Origin of the sequence: Micromonospora sp. NBRC 110037, assembly GCF_001652995.1 — a bacterium.
Taxonomy (GTDB): Bacteria; Actinomycetota; Actinomycetes; order Mycobacteriales; family Micromonosporaceae; genus Micromonospora; species Micromonospora chalcea.
On sequence record NZ_BBVA01000009.1, the window covers coordinates 225,434 to 246,942 of the forward strand.

The window sequence follows — 21,509 nt, forward strand, 5'->3', positions numbered from 1 at the left end:
GGCGTGCCTCACCACCTCTCGCGTTGGATCGGCCTGGCGGGTTCGGTGCTGCTCGCCGTGGCCGCGTTCCTCGGCGGCGCCCTGCCCGACGGCGAGTTGCGTCCCACCCCGGTCAGCATCTGGCAGGGCCCGAACGGGCCGCTGATCATCGCGTTGTGGCTGGTCGGCACCGGGCTGCTGGCGTGGGCGTGGTGGTCGCTGCGGGACCGGGTGCCGTCGTCGCGCTGGGTGCTGGTCACAGTGGCGCTGTGGCTGCTGCCGATGCTCGTCGCGCCGCCGCTGGGCAGCCGGGACGTGTACGCGTACGCCTGCCAGGGCGCCAGTTTCTCGGCCGGGATCAACCCCTACGAGCAGGGCGTGTCCGCGCTGCCCTGCCCCTGGCTGGACACCATCTCCTACATCTGGCGGGACACCCCGGCGCCGTACGGACCGCTGTTCGTGCTGCTCGCCGGCGCGGTGGTGGAGGCGACCGGGTCGCTGCTCGGCGCGGTCGCGCTGTTCCGGCTGCTCGCCGTGGCCGGGGTGGCGCTCACCGCGTGGGCGCTGCCGGTGCTGGCCCGCCGCTGCGGGGTGCCGCCGCGGCGGGCGCTGTGGCTGGCGCTGGCCAGCCCGCTGGTGCCCGTGCACCTGATATCCGGCGCGCACAACGACGCGCTGATGATCGGCCTGCTCGTGGCCGGGCTGGCAGTGGTGGCGGCCCGGCCGGGGCGGCCCTGGCCGCTGCTCGCCGGTGGGGCGCTGCTCGGACTGGCAGCCGCCGTCAAGGTCACCGCGCTGGTCGTGATGCCGTTCGCCGCGCTCGCCGCCATCGTCGGGGCGTACCGGATCAGGTCGCTGGTCCGCGACGGCGGGTGGGTGGTCGGCGGATCGCTCGTGGCGCTGGCCGGGGTGACGCTCGTCTCCGGCCTGGGGCTGGGGTTCATCAGCGGGCTGGAGCAGGGCAGCCTGGTGGTGGCCTGGACGTCGCCGCCGACAGCGGTGGGGCAGACCGTCGGCTATCTGCTGGCGCCGTTCGGGGTGCACGTCGACGCGCTGCCGGTGACCCGGGCGATCGGCATGGTCGTGCTGGTCGGGGTGCTGATCTGGCTGTGGTTCCGCTCGTTGCGTCGCGGTGAGCCGTTCTGGCACGCCGCGCTGGCGCTCACCGCCACCGTCGCGCTGTCCCCGCTGTTCCACCCCTGGTACTGGCTGTGGCCGCTGGCGGTGCTGGCCGCCACCGCGCACCGCACGCTCTGGTTCTCGATCGTCACCGTGGTGTCGTCGTTCCTGGTGCTCGCCGACGGAACCGGGCTGGCCCGGTACAGCAAGATGCCCGGTGCGCCGCTGATGACGCTGTTCGTGATCGGCGTGGTCGTCTGGTTGGTACGGTCGGCTCGCAAGGGCCGGCAGCCGGTTCCCGCGGACTGAGGAGTGTGCCGGTGAGCGAGGTCGACGGACCGGTCCGGCCGATCGCCGCCGCCGTCGCCCGCTACGCCGGTCTCGCCGGGGCGGTGCTGCTCACCGTCGCCGGGTGGCTCGGCGGCGCGCTGCCCGGCCCGCCCCCGCGCAGCACGCTCGCCGCGATCTGGGCGGCCCCGAACGGGCCGCTGACGCTCGGCGGCTGGCTGGCCGGGACGCTGCTGCTGGTCGGCGCCTGGTGGTCGCTGCGGTGGGGCGCGCCGTCCGGCCGGTGGGCGTACGTGACCGCCGGGCTCTGGTCGCTGCCGCTGCTCGCCGCGCCGCCGATCGGCAGCCGCGACGTCTACTCGTACGCCTGCCAGGGCTGGACGTGGACGCAGGGCCTCAGCCCGTACCGGGTGGGGGTCGCGGCGGCTGGCTGCCCGTGGACCGACTCGGTGTCGCCGATCTGGCGGGACACCCCGGCGCCGTACGGGCCGTTCTTCGTGCTGCTGGCCGGGCTCGCCGTTCTCGCCGGCGGCGGCCTGATCGGGACCGTCGTGGCGCTGCGGCTGATAGCGGTGGCCGGGGTGCTTCTGGCCGCGCTCTGCCTGCCCGGGCTGGCCCGCGCCGCCGGGGTGCCCACCCGCCGGGCCGCCTGGCTGGTGCTCGCCTGCCCCCTGGTCGGCGTACACCTGGTGGCCGGCGCGCACAACGACGCGCTCGCGCTCGGCCTGCTCCTGCTCGGCCTGCTGGTGCTGGTCCGCCTGCCGGGCAAGCCGCGCGCGCTGCTGGTGGCCGGGGTGCTGCTCGGCCTGGCGGTGGCGGTGAAGGCGGTCGCGGTGGTGGCGCTGCCGTTCGCGGCGCTGGCCGCCGTGCTCGGCCGCTACACCTGGCGGGCGCTGCTGCGCGACGGCGGGCAACTGGCCGCGTCGGTGCTCGGCACGCTGCTCGTCGTCTCACTCGCCACCGGCCTCGGGCTGGGCTGGATCGGCGGACTCGGCCACAGCGGCGACTCGCAGCAGTGGACCTCACCGCCCACCGCGATCGGGTTCGTCATCGACTACGCCGGCGAACTGGCCGGGCAGCGGCCCCGGGCGGTCCCGGTGGTGCGCGCCGTCGCGCTGGCGTTGCTGGCCGGGACGCTCGTCGCGCTCTGGTGGCGGGCGTGGACGACGCTGCGGCGGCTCAACGACGCCCGGCAGCGGGTGGCCCGGCTGACAGTGGCCCGGCCCCGGGTGGCGCTGCTCGGCGCGGGACTGGCGCTCGCCGCCACCGTGCTGCTCGCGCCGGTCTTCCATCCCTGGTACGCGATCTGGCCGCTGACGCTGCTCGCGGTCGCGGCGGTGCCGCTGGCCCGGGAGGTCTGGTTCGTGGCCCCCTGCGCGGTGGTCTCGCTGCTCACGCTGCCCGACGGCACCAACCTGGCCCGGTTCACCAAGGCGCCCGGCGCGGTGCTGATGACGGTGCTGGTGGGGGTCGTCGCGGTGGCCTGCGTCCGGGCGGCACTGCGCCGCCGAGCCGCGTGAAACGGCCGGGCCGGCTCCGCCATCGCGGAGCCGGCCCGGCCGGTGCTGACGAGCGTGCTCAGCAGTCGAAGTACATCGCGAACTCGTGCGGGGTCGGGCGCAGGCGCACCGGGTCGACCTCGTTGGCCCGCTTCCACTCGACCCAGGTCGAGATCAGGTCCGGCGTGAACACGCCGCCGTCGAGCAGGTAGTCGTGGTCGGCCTCGAGCGCGGTGAGCACCTCCGGCAGCGAGCCCGGGACCTGCTTGACGTCGCCCCACTCCTCCGGCGGGAGGTCGTAGAGGTCCTTGTCGATCGGCGCCGGCGGCTCGATCTTGTTCTTGATGCCGTCCAGGCCCGCCATCATCATCGCCGAGAACGCCAGGTACGGGTTGCTGGACGGGTCCGGCACCCGGAACTCGACGCGCTTGGCCTTCGGGTTGCTGCCGGTGACCGGGATGCGGGTGCACGCGGAGCGGTTGCGCTGGGAGTAGACCAGGTTGACCGGCGCCTCGAAGCCGGGGACGAGACGGCGGTACGAGTTGATGGTCGGGTTGGTGAAGGCCAGCAGCGACGGGGCGTGGTGCAGGAGGCCGCCGATGTACCAGCGGGCGGTGTCGGACAGGCCGGCGTAGCCGGTCTCGTCGTAGAACAGCGGTTCGCCGCCGCGCCAGAGGCTCTGGTGGGTGTGCATGCCGGAGCCGTTGTCGCCGAACAGCGGCTTGGGCATGAACGTGGCGGTCTTGCCCGCGGCCCAGGTCTCGTTCTTGACGATGTACTTGAACAGCTGGAGCTGGTCGGCGGCGTGCAGCAGCGTGGAGAACTTGTAGTTGATCTCCGACTGGCCGGCGGTGCCGACCTCGTGGTGCGAGCGCTCGACGGTGAAGCCGCCGTCGACGAGGCGCCGCACGATCCGGTCACGCAGGTCGGCGTAGTGGTCGACCGGGGGCACGGGGAAGTAGCCGCCCTTGTAGGCGGTCTTGTAGCCGCGGTTGCCGCCCTCTTCGATGCGGCCGCTGTTCCAGGCGCCCTCGATCGAGTCGATGTAGTAGAACGACTGGTGGGCGGAGGTTTCGTGGCGGATGGAGTCGAAGATGTAGAACTCGGCTTCGGCGCCGAAGTAGGCGGTGTCGGCGATGCCGCTGGCGGCGAGGTAGGCCTCGGCCTTCTTGGCGACGTTGCGGGGGTCGCGGGAGTAGGCCTCGCGGGTGAACGGGTCGTGGATGAAGAAGTTCAGCGCGAGGGTCTTCTGCGTGCGGAACGGGTCGATGAAGGCGGTGGCGACGTCCGGCAGCAGGAGCATGTCGGACTCGTGGATGGCCTGGAACCCGCGGATCGAGGAGCCGTCGAAGGCGAGGCCGTCGGTGAACACGCTGTCGTCGAACGACTCGACCGGCAGGTTGAAGTGCTGCATCACGCCGGGCAGGTCACAGAAACGTACGTCGACGAACTTCACGTCCTCGTTGGCGAGGTATCGCAGGAGTTCCTCGGAATTGGCGAACACACGTCCTCCTGGCAGGTCCACTCCGGTAGCTAACTACTGGCGACGCTATGGCCGGGGGGTTGCCCGGCCGTGTCTCGTCTGTTTCCGCCGTGTTACGTCGCTTGCGGAGCGTCACTCCGGCACGCTCTGGTGGCGAATGTCGGATTTTTCGTCAGGGGTTGCGGCGGCGCTACCCTGGCCGCTGTGACCGATACCGCCGCCACACCGGTGCCGCCCGCCACCGACCCCGCCTTCACCCCGCCCAGCCTCGGCCGCCGATTCGGCGCCCTGATCATCGACTGGGTGCTGTGCCTGATGGTCGCCCGGGCCTTCTCCGACCCGGTCCGCGACGGCTGGCCGCCGGTCCTGGTGCTGATCCTGGAGTACGGCTTCTTCATCGGCCTGTTCGCCCAGACCCCCGGCATGTACCTGACCCGGCTGCGCTGCGTCGCCTGGGCCGACGGCGGCCGGATCGGGCTGCTCCGCGGGCTGCTGCGCGGACTCCTGCTGGCCCTCGTCGTACCGGCCCTGCTCATGGACGAGCACAAGCGCGGCCTGCACGACCGGCTCGCCGGCTCCGTCGTCACCGACGCGCCGCGCCGCTGACCCGCACAAGAAAGGAGCCGGCCCCGCACGGGACCGGCTCCTTCTCGCGTACGCCGAAGGTCAGCGACCCCGGGTCTGCCGGAACGCGCCACGCGGCGGCCGCATGTTCTTCGGGACCGCGCCCTTGGGCATCTGCGGCCGCGCGGTCAGCGCCTTGAGCCGCTTGTCGAGGGCGTTGACGTCCTTCGGAGACAGGGCGCGGGGCAGCCGCATCAGCGTCATCCGCAGCTTGCGGACCGGCAGCTCACCCTCGCCCTGCCCGATCACGTAGTCGTGCAGCGGCGCCGTGCCGATCACCTTCGCCAGCCGGCGCTTCTCCTGGCCGAGCAGGCCACGCACACGCTGCGGGTTCCCCTCGGCCAGCAGGATCACGCCCTGGCGGCCCACCACCAGGTGCACCATGTCCATCTGCGTGGTGGAGCTGACCGCCGGGGTGACCCGCCAGTCGCCGCGCATGCTCTCCATGATCTGCGCCGCCGCGCCCGGCTGCCCCTCGGCGGCGTTCATCATCGCCTTGTTGGAGCGCAGGTTGAGCACGATCAGCACGGCCAGCAGGGCGAGCAGGATGCCGATCGGCAACCAGATCCAGCCCCAGGCGATCACCGCGACCACGGTGAGCGCGAGCGGGATCAGCACCGCCGCCGCCGTCAGCGGCGCGAACCACTTGTCCTGCTTGGCGGTGAACCGGAACACCATCCCGATCTGCTTCAGCCGCTGGCCGAACGAGACCTTCTCCTGGGGCTTTGCCATGCCGCAGAGTCTAGTGGTCGGCGCACGTCACGTTGATCCGTGGCCGCCTCTTCCGGAGCGGGCTGAGTACCTTACGGCCGCGCGGCCCCTCGTCGGCCCTCAGGTAAGGAGGCGGCGGGGGCAAAGATCAGGCGGCGTACCCATGTGCCGGGGGCACCTTCGCGCGAAAAGTGGATCTCGACAGCGACGACAGACCCACGACAGGGAGATCCGACATGTTCGGCAACGACGCGGAGTTCATCCTCAGCATCCACCGCAGCCACGCCTCCGAACTGCAGGCCGACGCGGCGCAGGACCGGCTGGCCCGGTCGCTGCCCCGACGGCACCCGCGCGGCTGGCTGAGCCGACAGCACCACGCCCGCATCACCGACGCCCGCCGGTGACCGCGCCGGCGGTCGTCGCCGGTCCGGCCGTCACGGGGGCGGCCGGGCCGGCGGCCACCGACCGCCCGATCGGCCAGGCGAGGCCGTCGGGGGGCCGTGGCATGCTCGACGGCGTGACAGTACGCGCCGCCAGCACCGTCCTCGTCGGCCGCCGGCCCGAGCTGACAGTGCTCGGCGACGCGCTGGCCCGGGCCCGCTCCGGCGACCCGACGACCGTGCTCGTCGGCGGCGAGGCCGGGGTCGGCAAGACCCGGCTGCTGGAGGAGTTCGGCACGCACGTCCACACCGCCGGGGCGCGGCTGCTGGTCGGCCAGTGCCTGGAACTGGGCGAGGCCGGCCTGCCGTTCGCCCCGTTCGCGGCCGCGCTGCGCGACGTGCTGCGCCACGACGGGCCGGCCGCCTTCGCCGGCTACGAGGCGGAGTTCGCGCGGCTGCTGCCCGAGCTGGCCCGGATGCCCGCAGGCGTCGCCGCGCCCGCCGGGCCGGCCCTCGCCGACACCCCGCGCGGCTACCTGTTCGACCTGGTCGCCGACCTGTTCCGGCGCATCGCCGAGGAACGCCCGCTGGTGCTGGTGATCGAGGACCTGCACTGGGCCGACCGCTCCACCCGCGACCTGATCGGCTTCCTGGTGCGGGCCGCCCGCGCCACCCGCCTGCTGGTGGTCTGCACGTACCGCACCGACGAGCTGCACCGCGGGCACCCGCTGCGGCCGTTCCTCGCCGAGCTGGACCGGGTCCGCGGCGTGGACCGGATCGAGCTGGGCCGCCTCGACCGCGACGGCACCGCCGCCGTGCTCGCCGACCTGCTCGGTGTCGAGCAGTTCGCCCGGACCGTGGACGACGTGCACGAACGCACCCAGGGCAACCCGTTCTTCATCGAGGAGCTGGCCGCCGCCGGTGGCCCGGTCGGCTGCGCCACCATCCCGGAGACGCTGCGCGACCTGCTGCTGGCCCGCGTCGACCGGCTGCCCGAGCCGGCCCAGCGGGTGCTGCGGATCGCCGCCGCCGGCGGCACCCGCTTCGCCCACCAGCTGCTCGCCGAGGTGGCCGGCCTGCCCGAGGCCGAACTGGAGGACGCGCTGCGCGCCGCCGTCGCCGGTCAGCTCGTGGTGGCCGACCCGGACGGCGACTACGAGTTCCGGCACGCGCTGGTCCGCGAGGCGGTGCACGACGACCTGCTGCCCGGCGAGCACGCCCGGCTGCACGCCCGGTACGCCGCCGCGATCGAGGCCCAACCCCACCTGGTCGCCGCCGGTCGCGCCCCGGCCGAGATCGCCCACCACTGGTACGCGGCGCACGACCACCCGCGCGCGCTCACCGCCGCCCGGGTCGCCGCCGAGGCAGCCGCCGAACGGTACGCGTACGCCGAGCAGAGCCGGCTGCTGGAGCGCGTCCTCGAACTGTGGGAGCAGGTGCCCGACGCCGCGGACCGGCTCGGCATGGACCACCTGCGGGTACTGGAGGACACGCTCACCGCCGCGGTCACCGCCGGTGACCTCAGCCGGGCGCTCACGCTCACCCGGGCCGCGCTGGCCGAGGTCGACTCCGACGCCGAACCGCTGCGCGCCGCCCGCCTGCTCGACCACCGGGGCCGGCTGTTCGCGCTGCTCGGCAAGAGCGACGGCGCGGCTGAGCTGCGCGAGGCGTACCGGCTGGCGGCCGGCGCCCCCGACGGCCCGGAACGGTTCGCCGTGCTGGCCGACATCGCGTCGCACCTGATGAAGGTCGACCCGCGCGAGGCCGCCACGGTGGCCGCCGAAGCCGCGGCCGGCGCGTCCGAGGTCGGCACCGACCTGGTGCTGCTGCCCACCCGGATCGCCCTGCTGCACCGCCTCGACGGCACGCCGGAGCGCGGGCTGGCCGAGCTGCGCCGGGTCGAGGCGCGGGCCCGTGCCGCCGGTGACTCGTGGGCCCTGGTCAGCGCGCTGGTCTTCCTCTCCGACGTGCTCTACGAGCTGGGCCGCTACGACGAGTCCGAGCAGGCGGCCGCGGCCGGGGTGACCGAGGCGCGCCGGGTCGGCATCAGCCGCTCGATCGGGGCGTACCTGCTGTCGAACCGGGCCGAGGCGCTGATCGCGCTGGGCCGCTGGGACGAGGCGGACGCCACCTGCGCCGAGGCGGCCCGCATCGACCCGCCGGGCGTCTCCGGGCTGCACTGGCTGCAACTGCGCGCCGGGCTGCACCTGGCCCGCGCCCACCCCGCCGCCGACGAGGTCGTCGGGCGGGCGCTGGCGTTCCTCAGCCGCCCCTACCTGTGGCCCAACCACCGGCTGCCGCTGCACGAGCTGCGCGTGGAGGCCGCGCTCGCCGCCGACGACAAGCTGGAAGCGGTACGCGCGGCGCGCGCCGCCCTGGCCGACCCGCACCTGGCCGACCTGCCGCGCGAGGGCTGGCCGGTGCTCGGCGCGGTGGCGCGTACCGCCGCGCTGACCGGTGACGCGACGCTCGCCGCCGACGTGTCCACCAGGGCCGCCGCGCTGCCCGCCCGGCATCCGGCCGAACAGGCGTACGCGGCGCACGTCACCGCCGTCCTGGCCGGGCTCGCGCCCACCGGTCCCGCCGGGGCGCTCGCGCAGTGGCGGGCGGCGGTGGCGGCGTGGCGGACGGCCGGGCAGCCGTACCCGCTGGGCCGGGCGCTGCTCGGGCTGGCCGAGGCGGCCGCCGCGGCGGGCGAGCGGGACGACGTGGCCGCCGCGGTACGGGAGACGGTCGAGGTGGCCGCCCGGCTGGGCGCCACCCCGCTGGGCGAGCAGGCGGCGACGCTGGCCCGCCGGGTCGGGCTGCGCGGCACCGGGCGACCCGGGCCGGACCTGCTGACCAGCCGGGAACGGGAGGTGCTGCGGCTGGTGGCCGAGGGGCACAGCAACAGCCGCATCGCCGAGCGGCTGTTCATCTCGCCGAAGACGGCGAGCGTGCACGTGTCCCGGATCATCGCCAAGCTGGACGTGACCAACCGGGTGGAGGCCGCCGCGCTGGCCCACCGCCTCGGTCTGCTCGACCCGCCACCGGGCCTGCGTCAGCGGCGTGGCAGGTAGATCCGCCAGCCGGCGACCGTGACGACGTCGAGCGCGCCCGGTTCGGGGCCGAGGCGCGCGTCCAGCCGGGCGGCCAGCGGCGAGCCGGCGAGCGCCACCCAGGCGGCGTCCGGGTCGGCGGCCACCTCCCGCCGGTACGCGGGCAGCCGGTCGAATCCGGGGCGCAGGTCGTCCTCGACCACGGCGCAGAGCACGTTCTCGCCGGTGGCGTAGGTGAGCCGGTTGCACGTCCAGTAGCCGCCGCGTACGTGCCGGACGCCGAGCGCGCCGAGCGTGTCCACGAGCGAGCGGTGCCGGTCGGCCTCGGCGTGCACGGCCGGGGCCGCCCGGATCACCTCCACTGTGGTCGCCGCGCCGGTTCCGAGCACACCTGCGAGCACCGCCACCGCCCCGACACCCGCCACGCGGGCCCTAGCCCCGGCCGCCCGCCCGCCGGCCGCCTTGATCGACTCCACCTCGGCGAGTGGGCGGGCGGCCTGCCACAGTGGCCAGAGCAGGGCGGGCACCGCGACCGCCAGGCACGACAGGTACCGGCTGCTCTCGATCGGCGTCCGCCCGGCCGCGTTGCTGACCGCGTAGGCGGCGAGGACCCCGGCCGCGCCGCCGAGCAGCGCCAGCCGCACCCCGGCCGACACCCGTTCCACCGAGCGTGGACCGCCCCAGGTTCGCCGCAGGGTGTGCCACGCGGTGAACGCGGCGAGCAGCAACAGCAGCGGGAACGCGAAGGCCCACCAGAGCTGCCAGGTGGCGCACCGGCCGGGCGAGCAGAAGCCCATCGCCAGCGGCGGCCCGAGCACCAGCCCGCCGTACAGCCGGTCCGCCCAGTCCGCCGACGCGCCCGTACCACCGGCCGCCAGCACGGCGGCCACCGGGTTGCGGCCGTGCCGGAGGCTGTCCACGAGCATCGGCGCCGTACCCAGCAGCAGCGCCCCGGCCAGCACCACACCGGCCCGCCCGGCCAGTTCCCGCCACCGCCACGCCACGAGCAGCGCGCCAAGCGTCAGCACGTACGGCAGGATCAGCGGGTCCACCCAGAGCAGCACCCCGGCGATCAGCCCCCAGGCCGCCCAGCGGGGCAGCCGTGCGCCCGCCCCGGTCACGCAGAGCCCGACGGTGAGCAGCGCCAGCGCCGCGCCGGCCGGGTTCAGCTCCGGATAGCCGCCACCGGCGATGAGCTGGTTCTTCACCACCCGGTCCGCGCCGAGCGCCAGCACGGCGACGACCAACAGGGCGTACCAGCGGTCACCGCCGAGCCGCCGGGTCAGCCGCCAGGACAGCAGCAGGAACAACGCGTACAACGCCAGCGTGGGCAGCCGCAGCACGAGCACCGACGGTCCGGCCAGCGCGATCAGCGGCGCGGCCAGGTACGCCTCCAGCGTGCCCATGTACGCCTGGCCGTAGAACCAAACCGGGAAGCCGTCGCCGCGGGCGATGTGCAGGGCGGCCAGCCCCATCGTCGCCTCGTCGCTGTTGGTGGGCGGCACGTCGGCGAACAGCAGCGCCAGCCGGTAGCCCACAGCGGCGAACCCGACGAGCACGGCGAGCAGCGTCGGCAACGGCAGCCGCCGGGGCGTACGGGAGCGCACGGTCTCGCGTGGCTCCTCGCGTACCCCGGCGGTCATGCCTGTGATCATGGCATCCGCCGGGCGGCCGGCGGCGGGTGACGCGGTCGACGGCCGGCCTCAGCCGGCGGCGACGACCTCCCGGCGGGCGTCGAGCGCCTGCTGGTAGAGGCGGCCCGCGCGGTACGACGAACGGACCAGCGGGCCGCTCATCACGCCCGCGAAGCCGATCTCCTCGGCCTCCTCGCGCAGCTCGACGAACTCCTCCGGCTTGACCCAGCGGGTGACCGGGTGGTGCCGGGGGGAGGGGCGCAGGTACTGCGTGATGGTGATCAGCTCGCAGCCCGCCTCGTGGAGGTCGCGCAGCGCCTGGGACACCTCGGCGCGCTCCTCGCCCATGCCCAGGATCAGGTTGCTCTTGGTGACCAGGCCGTCGGCGCGGGCCTGGCGGATCACGTCGAGCGAACGCTCGTAGCGGAACGCCGGGCGGATCCGCTTGAAGATGCGCGGCACCGTCTCCACGTTGTGCGCCAGCACCTCGGGCCGCGAGCCGAACACCTCCGCCAGCTGCTCCGGCACCGCGTTGAAGTCGGGGATCAGCAGCTCGACACCGCAGCCGGACTGCAGCGCGTGGATCTGCCGGACCGTCTCGGCGTAGAGCCAGGCACCACCGTCGGGCAGGTCGTCGCGGGCGACACCGGTGATGGTCGCGTAACGCAGACCCATCGCGGCGACCGACTCGGCGACGCGCCGCGGCTCGTCGGCGTCGAACTCGGCCGGCTTTCCGGTGTCGATCTGACAGAAGTCGCAGCGCCGGGTGCACTGGTCACCACCGATGAGGAAGGTGGCCTCCCGGTCCTCCCAGCACTCGTAGATGTTGGGGCAGCCGGCCTCCTGGCACACGGTGTGCAGCCCCTCGCGCGAGACGAGCCCGCGCAACTGGGTGTACTCCGGGCCCATCTTGGCCTTGACCTTGATCCACGGCGGCTTGCGCTCGATCGGCGTCTCGGCGTTGCGTGCCTCGATCCGCAGCATGCGCCGCCCCTCCGGGGCGACCGTCGCGGGGCGCGCGGGCTGCTCAGTCGTCGGCGCGGATTGCTCGATCGTCACAAAACCGAGCGTACGCCGGTCGGCGCCGGTCGATGAACGGCGGGCGACCGCCGTCACCCCGGAATCGCTGTGACACCGGACACGAAGGGCCAAAAATCCCGGTCACACCGCGAGGCGCCCGGTGCTAGCGTGCCGGGCAGAGCTGTGACGGAGCCGAGTAACGGACCGATCCGCCAGTCGAGAGAGCCGCCGGTTGCTGCGAGGCGGTCTGGCGCCGGGCCGTGAAGACCCTCCCGAGCTGCGGGAAGAACAGCGCCTGTGCGCCCAGTAGAGCCCGCCCGGCCGGCCCCGGTGAAAAGGCGACGAACGAGGCTCCCGCCCCGGCGGGGGCGAAGGTGTGGTGGCACCGCGAGGTTCCCGCTCGCCCACACCTCCCTGGGGATCGCGTTGCGATTGGTCAAGGAGGTAGTCGTCGTGCAACGCATCCTGTCCTCTCAACTCCCCGCCCATGTGGGCGCCACCGTGCGGCTCGCCGGCTGGGTCCACCGCCGCCGGCTGCTCAAGTCGGTGGCCTTCCTGGTCCTCCGCGACGGCGGTGGGCTCGCCCAGGTGGTGGTCACCGCGCCCGCCGTGCGCGCGCAGGTCGAGGCGCTCACCGAGGAGACGGTCGTCGAGGTGGTCGGCACGGTGGTCGCGAACCCCGCCGCGCCCGCCGGGGTCGAGGTCGTCGAGCCGACGGTACGTCCGCTCGGGCCGCCCGCCGTCCCGCCCCCGTTCGACCTGTACCGGCCGGTGCTGACGGCCGGCCTGTCCACCCAGCTCGACCACGCGCCGGTCGCGCTGCGGCACCCGAGCCGATCCGCCGCGCTGCGGATCTCGGCGGCGGCCGTGTCCGGCTTCCGGGCCACGCTCGACGGGCAGGGCTTCGTCGAGGTGCACACGCCGAAGGTGGTCGCCTCGTCCACCGAGAGCGGGGCGAACGTGTTCGCGCTGGACTGGTTCGGCCGTCCCGCCTACCTGGCCCAGTCGCCGCAGTTCTACAAGCAGCTCATGGTGGGCGTCTTCGAGCGGGTGTACGAGGTCGGGCCGGTGTTCCGCGCCGAGCCGCACGACACGGCGCGGCACCTGGCCCAGTACACGTCGCTCGACGTCGAGCTGGGGTTCGTGGCCGACCACCGGGACGTGATGGCGGTGCTGCGGGAGACCCTGGCCGGGATGGTGGCGACAGTCGCCGACCGGGCGGACGGCGCGCTGGCCACGCTCGGCGTGACGGCGCCGCAGGTGCCGGCCGAGATCCCGGCGGTGCACTTCACCGAGGCGTTGACGATCGCCGGCGCGCCGCCTTCCGAACCCGATCTGGCCCCGGCGCACGAGCGGGCGCTGGGGGAGTGGGCGCTCCGCGAGCACGGCAGCGACTTCCTCTTCGTCACCGGCTATCCGATGGCGAAGCGCCCCTTCTACACCCACCCGGACCCGGCGCGGCCCGCGTACTCGAACGGTTTCGACCTGCTGTTCCGCGGCGTGGAGCTGGTCACCGGCGGGCAGCGGCTGCACCGGCACGCCGACTACCTGGCCGCGCTGGCGGCGCGCGGCGAGCCGGTCGAGCCGTACGCCGGTTACGTGGACGCGTTCCGGCACGGCATGCCGCCGCACGGCGGGTTCGCGATCGGGCTGGAGCGGTTCGTCGCGCGGCTGACGGGCGCGGCGAACGTCCGGGAGGTGACCGCCTTCCCGCGCGACCTGCACCGCCTCGCGCCCTGACGGCTGCGCCCTCGCGCGGCTTGCTCCGTGCCGGTCCGCGGCGGCGGGCTCGCTCCTAGCCGGTCCCGGTCCCGGTTCCGACCCCGATGGCGGGCGCGGGCTCGGCATCGGGCCGGCGGTCTCGCCGCCGACCTCCGGAATCGGTTCGGATCTGCCACTGAGCGTGACGAGAGATCGCTCGGCCTAGTGGTCACTCTCGGTGAGGGTTGTTGCGGGGCGGTCGAGAGGCCCTCGGCGTCGGCGGATTGCGCTGAGCTGGGGTTATGGCGGACTGCCGTCCGGAGGGAGGGAAGGGTGTCTGCGCCCTTTGCTCTGCAGCCACGAGCGCAACGGTCGACCGGGCGTGATCGTTGCGGATCTGGCTGCAGAGCAAAGTCGGCGGGAGGTCACATGCCGCGGACGCGGCGTTGTCACTCACCGTGACCGATGGCGGGGTGGGGGCTGGGCGAGCGGCGGTTCTGGGCGGACGGCGATCCGGCCCGGTCGGCCACCGCGCCGCCGAGCGGTCGGGCCGGGCCGATCGGCCGGACCGGGCGGTCAGGCCGGGCCGAGCAGGTCCCAGAGGTTGCCGGCGATGTCGCGGAAGACCGCGACCCGGCCGTACGGCTCGGTGCGGGGCGGCCGGACGAACTCGACCCCCGCGTCGGCCATCCGGCGGTACACCGCCTCGAAGTCGTCGACCTGGAGGAAGAAACCCACCCGGCCGTGGGTCTGGTCGCCCACCGCACCGGCCTGGTGCTCACCGTCGGCGCGGGCCAGCAGCAGGCCGGTGCCACCGCCCGGCGGGCGTACGACCACCCAGCGCTTGGGCCGGCCGTCGTTCGTCAGCGAGGGCTTGTCCTCGGCCAGATCGAAGCCGAGCACCTCGGTGAAGAACGCGATCGCCGGGTCGTACTCGGCGACGACGAGCGTGACCAGGTCGAGCCGCACGGGGCTCAGACCTGCGTCAGCGTCGGCAGGTGCCGCTCGACGACCGGCAGCACGTCGGCGACGGTGATCGGCCGGCCCAGCTCGGCGGTCAGCGAGGTGACCCCGGCGTCGCGGATGCCGCAGGGCACGATCCGGTCGAAGAAGCCCAGGTCGCAGTCGCAGTTGACGGAGAAGCCGTGCAGCGTGACGCCGCGGGCCACCCGGATGCCGATGGCGGCCACCTTGCGGGCCGGGCCCCTGTCGTCCTCCGGCACCCACACGCCGGAGCGCCCCTCGACCCGGCCGGCGGCCAGCCCGAACTCGGCGCACACGTCGATCAGCAGCTGCTCGGTGCGGCGGACGTACGCGACCACGTCGACCGGGTCGGGCAGCCGGACGATCGGGTAGCCGACGAGCTGCCCCGGACCGTGCCAGGTGATCTTCCCGCCGCGGTCCACGTCCACCACCGGGGTGCCATCCATCGGGCGGTCCCACGGCTCGGTGCGCTTGCCGGCGGTGTAGACGCTGGGGTGCTCCAGCAGCAGCACCGTGTCGCCCTGCTCGCCGGCCACCACCGCCTCGTGCAGCCGGCGCTGCTCGTCCCAGGCGGCCTGGTAGTCGAGCAGGCCGGCGCGGACGGCGGTCAGCCCGGAAGTCGTCACGCTCACCCGTCCAGCCTAGTCCCGCCCCCCGGGAACCGGACCCGTGAGCCTCGTCGCCATCGGGCCGAGGTGGCGGTCAGTCCGGCACCCGCCACAGCCAGACGTCCTCCACCCGCTCCGGCTCGCCGAGCAGCGCGGTGGCGGTACGCCGCAGCGCGTCCTCGTCGACGTCGTACTTCGCGCCGTGCACCCGGTCCGGCAGCACCACCGCCCGCACGCCCCAGTGGCGCAGGTCCGCCCGGGACTCGCGGATGCTGCCGTCGGTGATGATCGGCACCAGCCCGGTCCGGCCGGCCTGGTCCATCAGTGAGTCGAAGGTGCGCGGCACCGGCCCGATCCGGCCCCGGCCCTCCGGACCGCCCGGGCCGAGGAAGAACCCGGCCGGGATGCGGAACTCACCCTGCCGGTGGGCCAGCGCGTACGCCTGCCAGCGTTGCCCGTCCGGGTAGACGTCCACGGTCAGCGGCAGCGGGGTCAGCACCCCGTCCGGCGGGACATAGCGCTGCCAGGCGCCACTGGTGATGAACGCCGGGATCGGTTCGCGGACGCTGGTCAACAGCGGCGTCGGCACCAGCGGCAGCAGCGCGGCGACGAACCCGAGCGCCCAGGCCACGCCGATGGCGCGGCGCCGGGGCGGCCGGGCCCGCAGCGCGTCGATCGCGTACGCCAGCAGCAGGCCGATCACCGGCGCGACGACAAGGGCCAGCCGCGACGGCAGCGCCGCGTTGATCACCGGCAGGTTGTCCAGCACCCCGAACGGCAGCGTCTGCTCGAAGCGGCGGCCGTTCCACTTCACCGTCGGCCCCCACGACAGCACCGCGAAGACCACCGCGGTCACCCCGAGCGCCGCGAGGGTGGCCCGGAACGCCCGGTCCGCGCGCCACCACAGTAGCGCGAAGCAGGCCAGGCCGAGCACGAGCAGTGGTACGCCGAAGAACGAGTTCTCCTCCGTCGGGTTGGGCGCCAGCGAGGTGCCCCACCCGGCCCAGCCGGCCAGCGACCGGCGCGGGTACGACCCGTACGCGGCGATGTCCTCGGAGTGGATCAGCGGGTCGAAGCCGGTGCCGTGGAACCGCTGCGGCCCGAGGAAGTGCAGCCAGAGCGGGTACGCCAGCAGCGCTCCGGCGACGAGCGCGGTGACTCCGAGTCCGGCCGCCATCCGGGGCAGCGCGGCGCGTACCTCCGGCCACCGGGCCGGGTGCAGCGCCCAGACGGCGAGGAACACGCCGAGCGCCAGCGCGGTGAAGAACAGCCCTTCGGCGGCGATCGAGAACGCGGCCGCCACCAGCAGCCCGAGCACGATCCCGCCGGTGACCGCGCGGCCGGGGCGGCGCAGCCGGAACACGCCCCAGATCAGCAGCGGCACCAGCCAGCCGGCGGTCCAGTTCAGGTGCGCGTTGGCGTGCGACACCATCGCCGGGCAGAAGGCGATGAACAGCGCCCCCACACCGGCGGCCAGCCGGCTGCGCACCAGGTACCAGCTCAGCAGCCAGTACCAGGCCACCGCGGTGGCGGCGAGGTTGAGCGTGAGGATCACCAGGAACGTCGCGGGCGGCCCGATCAGGTACGTCAGTGGCGCGAAGACCGCCGCGTACACGGTGATCGAGGTGTTCACCGCGAGGTTCACCCCGTCCGGGACGTTGATCAGCGTGGTGTAGAGCGGGTTCTCCCCGTGGGTGAGCGCGTGCCCGCCGAACGCCAGCAGCCACTCGAACAGCGCCTGGTCGCTGGAGTTGACGGTGATGGCGCGGCTGTTGGGATCACGCCACATGCCGCTGGTGACCCAGAAGGCCAGCGCCAGCGCGGCGAGCGTCACCAGCAGGTCGGCCCGCCGGTCACGGACGCGGGTCGTCGACGGCCCGGTGGCCAGGAACGGGGAGGACGGCACGCAGCGGACGTTACCAACCGGACCTGGGCAGACCGCCCGGACACGAAACTCGCCCGCACACTTCGGCGGTCGTGAATGTGTGAGCGGCGGCCATTCCGGTGTGACGAAACACGGCCGTAACGTCGCGGCAACTCGGAGGTGACTCAGTTCACATTCCACGATCGGGAGGTTCCCGTGCCCCGCTCCTCATCCCTCATCGCCCGCGTCGCCGGGGCGGCGGCCGGGGTCGTGCTGGCCGCGGCCACCGCGCTGGTCGCCGCCCTTCCCGCCCAGGCCGCCTCGCTCACCCAGGTCACCGGCTTCGGCTCCAACCCCGGAAACCTGACCATGTACGCGTACCGCCCGGACGGCCTGCCGGCCGGCGCGCCCGCCGTGGTGCTGCTGCACGGGTGCGTGCAGAACGCCTCGACCTACGTCGCCAACTCCGGCTGGCAGAAGTACGCCGACCAGTGGAAGTTCACGCTCATCGCGCCGCAGCAGCCCAGCGGCAACAACGCCAACTCCTGCTTCAACTGGTTCGAGACCGGTGACACCGCGCGCGGCCAGGGCGAGGCGCTGTCGATCAAGCAGATGGTCGACTACGCCAGGACCACCTACGGCACCGACGGCGCCCGCGTGTACGTCAGCGGCCTCTCCGCCGGCGGCGCGATGAGCGCGGCCATGCTCGCCGCCTACCCCGACGTCTTCGCCGGCGGCTCGATCATCGCCGGCATCCCGTACCGCTGCGCCACCAGCACCGTCACGGCGTTCAGCTGCATGAACCCGGGTGCGGACAAGACCCCGGCCCAGTGGGGCGACCTGGTCCGCGGCGCGTACGCCGGATACACCGGCAAGCGGCCCCGGGTGGCGATCTGGCACGGCACCAGCGACACCACTGTGGCGACCGCGAACGCCGCCGAGTCCCGGGACCAGTGGACGAACGTGCTGGGCCTGCCGACCACCCCGACCAGCACGTCCACGCTGCCGTCCGGCACGAGCCTGGAGGTCTACGGCAACGACCAGGTCCGCCTCTACCGGGTCTCCGGCATGGGCCACGGCACCCCCGTCGACCCGGGTACCGGCGCGGACCAGTGCGGCACCGCCGGGGCGTACTTCCTGGACACCATCTGTTCGACGTACCGGGACGCGCTCTTCTTCGGGCTCGGCGGTGGCGGCGCCTCGCCGAGCCCGACCCCGACGGCGACCGCGTCGCCCACGCCCACCGCGTCACCCTCGCCCACGCCATCGCCGACCGGCGCGCCGGTCTGCGTCACCGCCAGCAACTACGCGCACGTGGTGGCCGGGCGGGCCTACCAGTCCGGCGGGTACGCCTACGCGCTGGGTAGCGGGCAGCGGATGGGCCTCTACAACACCTTCTACACGAGCACGCTCAAGCAGACCGGGCCCGCGTACTGGGTGATCGGCTGCTGAACGGCCACGCCGCGCCGCCCTCGCGGGCTCACTCCGTGAGGGCGGCGCGCAGCGCGCCCGGCAGGTCCGGATGCGTCCAGGGAAAGCCGGACTTGTCGAGTACGCCCGGCAGCACCCGGGTGCTGGTGAGCGCCTCCTGCGAGAAGCCGCCGAGCACCACCTTCAGCGCCACCGCCGGGATCGGCATGATCGCGGGGCGGTGCAGCTGACGGGCGAGTTCCCGGGTGAACTCGGCGTTGGTGACCGGCGCCGGGCCGACCACGTTGACCGGGCCCGCCACGTCGTCGCGGTCGAGCAGGAACGTCGCCGCGTTCAGCCAGTCCCGCATCGAGATCCACGGCAGCCACTGCCGCCCGTTTCCCAGCTTGCCGCCGACGCCGAGCCGGAACGGCAGCAGCTGCGGCTTGAGCAGGCCGCCGTCGCGGTGCAGCGGCAGTCCGGTACGCAGCCGCACCACCCGTACGCCCGCGTCCTCGGCCGGCCGGGTCGCGGCCTCCCACACCCGGCAGACGTCGGCGAGGAACCCCTCACCGGCCGGCGCCTCCTCGGTGACCGCGCGGTCACCGGTGTTGCCGTACCAGCCGACCGCCGAGGAGTTCAGCAGCACCGCGGGCCGGTCCGCGGCGGGCAGACCGGCGATCGTGATGGCGAGCGTGGTGGTGCTGTCCACGCGGCTGGTCCGGATCAGCTTCCGGTACTCGTCGTTCCAGCGCTTGTCGCCCACCCCGGCCCCGGCCAGGTTCACCACCGCGTCCGCCTCGGCGACGCACTGCGGGTCCAGTTGCGCGGCGGACGGGTTCCACTGGCGCTCGGCGGGTGTGCGTGGTGGGCGGCGGACCAGGCGGGTGACCTGGTGGCCGTCCGCGGTGAGGCAGTCGACCAGTCGGGTGCCGAGGAAACCGGACGCGCCGGCCATGAGGATCCGCATGCTCACATCTTCGAGTACGCGGCGCTATTCGGATGCGTGGAGCGAAATCACTCACTCGTCACGCCCACCCGTCACGCGCGCTGAACGCGTTGCGTTTTTTTCGAATAGCGATACCCTTGTGGTCATGAGCAGCGCGCTGCGTGAACGTACCGTCCTTCCTCCGGACGACCCGGCTGAGCTGGCCCGGTTCGTGCACGAACTGCGGAGCGCCAGCGGTCGTGCGCGGGCCAGGCTGGTCGGGCCGGACGGGTCCGAGATCGAGATCCCCGACGAGTTGTACGGAGTGCTGCGGGACGTGGTGACGGCACTGTCCGAAGGGCTTGCGATCTCCATCGCACCGCACAACACGATGCTGACGACCCAGGAGGCGGCAGACCTGCTCAACATCTCCCGGCCCACGCTGGTCCGGTTGCTGTCCGAGGGCGAGATGCCGCACACGATGCGCGGCCGTCACCGGCGAGTCATGCTCCGGGACGTTCTCGACTACCAGGAGCGGACCCGGCAGGCACGCCGCCGGACGCTCGACCGGATGACCGCCGAAGCCGAGGAAGACGGCCTGTACGACGCGACGGCCACACCGCGCAGGACGAGATGAGCGTGACCTGAGTGGCGTTCCCGGCTTTTCTCGACACCTGCGTCCTCTACCCGGCGCATCTCTGCGACACCCTGCTGCGGCTGGCCGAGGTCGCCGCCTACCGGCCCCTCTGGTCCAGGGACGTCCTTGACGAGCTGCGACGCAACCTGATCGCACGAGGCATCGCGGAGGAGCGGGTCGACCGCCGGATCGGCCAGATGTCCGAGGCGTTCCCGGACGCCATGGTCAGCGGGTACGAGTCGCTCATCGACGGCATGTCCAACGATCCCAAGGACCGGCACGTGCTGGCTGCCGCCGTCCGGGCGAACGCGGAAGTGCTGGTCACGTTCGACGTCGGTGATTTTCCCGAGGCGTCGCTCAAGTCCTTCGACATCGTGGCGATGCACCCGGACGACTTCCTGCTCGACCAGCTGGACCTCTACCCGGGGCAGACACTGGACGTCCTGCACCGCCAGGCGGCCGCCTACCGCAGGGAGCCGACGACCGTACCGGGTCTGCTCGTACTGCTGGGACGCACCGGCCTGCCCCGGTTCGCCGCGGAGGTCCGCCGGCACCTCTGAGGCGGCCCCCCCCCGCGGCGGGACAGAGCGGTCAGGCGTCGGCCGGGGCGGTGCGCAGGTCGGCGAGCAGGCGTTCCACCTCGGCGAAGGCCGCCTCCGGCAGCGGCCCGTACGCCAGCGCTCCCAGGTTCTCCTCGGCCTGCGCGACGGTCCGGCAGCCGGGAATCGGCAGCGTGTGCGGGCTGCGGGCGAGCAGCCAGCCCAGCGCGCCCTGGGCGAGCGTGCGGCCGTCGGCGGTCAGCGCCGCACGGACCCGGGCCACCCGCTGCGCCCACTCGGCGCGCGGTACGCCGCCGGTGAACCAGTCCAGCCACTCCGGTGCCACACCGCGGACGTCGTCGCCGCCCCGGGCGGTCGGCGCGTCCTGGTACTTCGCGGTGAGCAGGCCCATCGCCAGCGGCCCTCGATTGAGGCTCGCCAGGTCGAACTCCGCGCACACCGCGAGCATGGCGGCGTTGTCCCGCAGCACCGACTGGTCGTGCTGGATCGCCGCGCAGTGCGGTCCCGCCTCGGCGAAGGCGCGCGCCGAGGCGGGGTCGTCGGTGCTCCAGCCGTACGCCCGGATCTTCCCCTCCGCGACCAGGTCCTCCAGCGTGCCGACGAGGTCCAGCGCCCGTGGCACCGGCAGACCGCCCAGGTGGAGCTGGTAGAGGTCGACGTGGTCGGTGCCGAGCCGGCGCAGCGAACCCTCCAGGCTGCGCCGCGCGTACTCGGGACTGGCGTCCTCGCCGAGCGCCTGGCGGGTCTCCTCGTCGGTGGGATAGCCGAACTTGGTCGCGATGACCGCGCGGTCCCGGCGGCCCGCCAGCGCGCGCCCGAGTACCCGCTCGCTGTGCCCGGCGCCGTAGTTGCTGGAGGTGTCGAACAGCGTCGCGCCCAGGTCGAGGGCCCGGTGGACGGTACGCACCGACTCGTCGTCGTCCACCTCGCCCCAGCCGAGCGGTTGGGTGCCGTCCCAGAGCGGGCCGCCGATCGCCCAGCAACCCATGCCGATCGCGCTGACCTCGATGCCGCTGCGGCCCAGCCGTCGTGTCGTCGTCAT

The 21,509-nt window shown here is 73.7% G+C and carries 18 protein-coding genes; 9 read left to right on the top strand and 9 right to left on the bottom strand.

The genetic code is table 11. The features are described 5' to 3' along the window. Positions 1-3 precede the first annotated feature (3 nt). Positions 4-1,407: a polyprenol phosphomannose-dependent alpha 1,6 mannosyltransferase MptB gene (gene mptB / locus A4R25_RS25055; RefSeq protein ID WP_197494963.1), complete on the top strand. Its 1,404-nt coding sequence runs from the start codon at positions 4-6 to the stop codon at positions 1,405-1,407. An 11-nt stretch (positions 1,408-1,418) separates the two neighbouring features. Further along, positions 1,419-2,906 (top strand): polyprenol phosphomannose-dependent alpha 1,6 mannosyltransferase MptB, encoded by a 1,488-nt coding sequence (gene mptB / locus A4R25_RS25060; RefSeq protein ID WP_064448286.1) that lies wholly within the window; start codon positions 1,419-1,421, stop codon positions 2,904-2,906. A 58-nt stretch (positions 2,907-2,964) separates the two neighbouring features. Here mptB (A4R25_RS25060) and glnA read toward each other — a convergent pair whose 3' ends face one another. Next, entirely contained in the window at positions 2,965-4,389 is a 1,425-nt protein-coding gene (gene glnA / locus A4R25_RS25065) for a type I glutamate--ammonia ligase (RefSeq protein ID WP_064448287.1), read from the bottom strand. Positions 4,390-4,572: 183 nt separating this feature from the next. On the opposite strand from glnA, the gene A4R25_RS25070 reads away from it, so the two are divergent. Further along, entirely contained in the window at positions 4,573-4,974 is a 402-nt protein-coding gene (locus A4R25_RS25070; RefSeq protein ID WP_064448288.1) for an RDD family protein, read from the top strand. Positions 4,975-5,034: 60 nt separating this feature from the next. Here the strand turns inward: A4R25_RS25070 and A4R25_RS25075 are convergent, their stop codons facing one another. Continuing rightward, positions 5,035-5,724 carry a DUF4191 domain-containing protein gene (locus tag A4R25_RS25075; RefSeq protein ID WP_043329318.1) on the bottom strand — a complete coding sequence of 230 codons (690 nt, stop codon included), beginning with the start codon at positions 5,722-5,724 and terminating at the stop codon, positions 5,035-5,037. Between the two features lie 215 nt (positions 5,725-5,939). Between A4R25_RS25075 and A4R25_RS31585 the strand changes: the two genes are divergently transcribed. Continuing rightward, complete coding sequence (locus tag A4R25_RS31585) at positions 5,940-6,107, top strand: hypothetical protein (RefSeq protein ID WP_197494964.1); 168 nt, start codon at positions 5,940-5,942, stop codon at positions 6,105-6,107. Positions 6,108-6,220: 113 nt separating this feature from the next. Further along, entirely contained in the window at positions 6,221-9,142 is a 2,922-nt protein-coding gene (locus A4R25_RS25080; RefSeq protein WP_231915625.1) for an AAA family ATPase, read from the top strand. Here the strand turns inward: A4R25_RS25080 and A4R25_RS25085 are convergent. Together A4R25_RS25085 and lipA are read right to left on the bottom strand one after the other, a co-directional pair. Next, positions 9,124-10,764 (bottom strand): DUF423 domain-containing protein, encoded by a 1,641-nt coding sequence (locus tag A4R25_RS25085; protein WP_064448325.1) that lies wholly within the window; start codon positions 10,762-10,764, stop codon positions 9,124-9,126. The genes A4R25_RS25080 and A4R25_RS25085 overlap by 19 nt on opposite strands. Positions 10,765-10,824: 60 nt before the next feature. Beyond that, positions 10,825-11,871 (bottom strand): lipoyl synthase, encoded by a 1,047-nt coding sequence (lipA, locus tag A4R25_RS25090; RefSeq protein ID WP_166456624.1) that lies wholly within the window; start codon positions 11,869-11,871, stop codon positions 10,825-10,827. Between the two features lie 357 nt (positions 11,872-12,228). On the opposite strand from lipA, the gene aspS reads away from it, so the two are divergent. After that, the gene (gene aspS, locus A4R25_RS25095) at positions 12,229-13,515 is read left to right on the top strand and encodes an aspartate--tRNA(Asn) ligase (RefSeq protein WP_064448289.1); all 1,287 of its coding nucleotides are present in this window, start codon (positions 12,229-12,231) and stop codon (positions 13,513-13,515) included. Positions 13,516-14,052: 537 nt separating this feature from the next. On the opposite strand, the gene A4R25_RS25100 is transcribed toward aspS, so the two are convergent. From A4R25_RS25100 to A4R25_RS25110, 3 genes are all read right to left on the bottom strand, one after another. Further along, positions 14,053-14,445 carry a VOC family protein gene (locus tag A4R25_RS25100; protein ID WP_064448290.1) on the bottom strand — a complete coding sequence of 131 codons (393 nt, stop codon included), beginning with the start codon at positions 14,443-14,445 and terminating at the stop codon, positions 14,053-14,055. A 5-nt stretch (positions 14,446-14,450) separates the two neighbouring features. Further along, the gene (gene lipB / locus A4R25_RS25105; RefSeq protein ID WP_043329324.1) at positions 14,451-15,092 is read right to left on the bottom strand and encodes a lipoyl(octanoyl) transferase LipB; all 642 of its coding nucleotides are present in this window, start codon (positions 15,090-15,092) and stop codon (positions 14,451-14,453) included. A 70-nt stretch (positions 15,093-15,162) separates the two neighbouring features. Then, entirely contained in the window at positions 15,163-16,974 is a 1,812-nt protein-coding gene (locus A4R25_RS25110) for a hypothetical protein (protein WP_064448291.1), read from the bottom strand. A gap of 174 nt (positions 16,975-17,148) precedes the next feature. On the opposite strand from A4R25_RS25110, the gene A4R25_RS25115 reads away from it, so the two are divergent. Beyond that, entirely contained in the window at positions 17,149-18,384 is a 1,236-nt protein-coding gene (locus A4R25_RS25115) for a PHB depolymerase family esterase (RefSeq protein ID WP_064448292.1), read from the top strand. Positions 18,385-18,412: 28 nt separating this feature from the next. Here the strand turns inward: A4R25_RS25115 and A4R25_RS25120 are convergent, their stop codons facing one another. Then, complete coding sequence (locus tag A4R25_RS25120; protein WP_043329328.1) at positions 18,413-19,312, bottom strand: TIGR01777 family oxidoreductase; 900 nt, start codon at positions 19,310-19,312, stop codon at positions 18,413-18,415. A 124-nt stretch (positions 19,313-19,436) separates the two neighbouring features. Here A4R25_RS25120 and A4R25_RS25125 point away from each other — a divergent pair, with 124 nt between their 5' ends. Beyond that, positions 19,437-19,907: a helix-turn-helix domain-containing protein gene (locus A4R25_RS25125; RefSeq protein WP_043331068.1), complete on the top strand. Its 471-nt coding sequence runs from the start codon at positions 19,437-19,439 to the stop codon at positions 19,905-19,907. 11 nt (positions 19,908-19,918) lie between these two features. Then, on the top strand, positions 19,919-20,467 hold the full coding sequence (locus A4R25_RS25130; RefSeq protein ID WP_064448293.1) for a PIN domain-containing protein: 549 nt from the start codon (positions 19,919-19,921) through the stop codon (positions 20,465-20,467). Positions 20,468-20,498: 31 nt separating this feature from the next. Here A4R25_RS25130 and A4R25_RS25135 read toward each other — a convergent pair whose 3' ends face one another. Continuing rightward, complete coding sequence (locus tag A4R25_RS25135; protein WP_064448294.1) at positions 20,499-21,509, bottom strand: aldo/keto reductase; 1,011 nt, start codon at positions 21,507-21,509, stop codon at positions 20,499-20,501.

What these genes read in the sequence shown, in the direction of transcription:
- A4R25_RS25075 (WP_043329318.1), bottom strand. Translation starts at nt 5,724, where the DNA reads ATGGCAAAGCCCCAGGAGAAGGTCTCGTTCGGCCAGCGGCTGAAGCAG.
- A4R25_RS31585 (WP_197494964.1), top strand. Translation starts at nt 5,940, where the DNA reads ATGTTCGGCAACGACGCGGAGTTCATCCTCAGCATCCACCGCAGCCAC.
- A4R25_RS25085 (WP_064448325.1), bottom strand. Translation starts at nt 10,764, where the DNA reads ATGACCGCCGGGGTACGCGAGGAGCCACGCGAGACCGTGCGCTCCCGT.
- A4R25_RS25120 (WP_043329328.1), bottom strand. Translation starts at nt 19,312, where the DNA reads ATGCGGATCCTCATGGCCGGCGCGTCCGGTTTCCTCGGCACCCGACTG.
- A4R25_RS25125 (WP_043331068.1), top strand. Translation starts at nt 19,437, where the DNA reads ATGAGCAGCGCGCTGCGTGAACGTACCGTCCTTCCTCCGGACGACCCG.
- A4R25_RS25135 (WP_064448294.1), bottom strand. Translation starts at nt 21,509, where the DNA reads ATGACGACGACACGACGGCTGGGCCGCAGCGGCATCGAGGTCAGCGCG.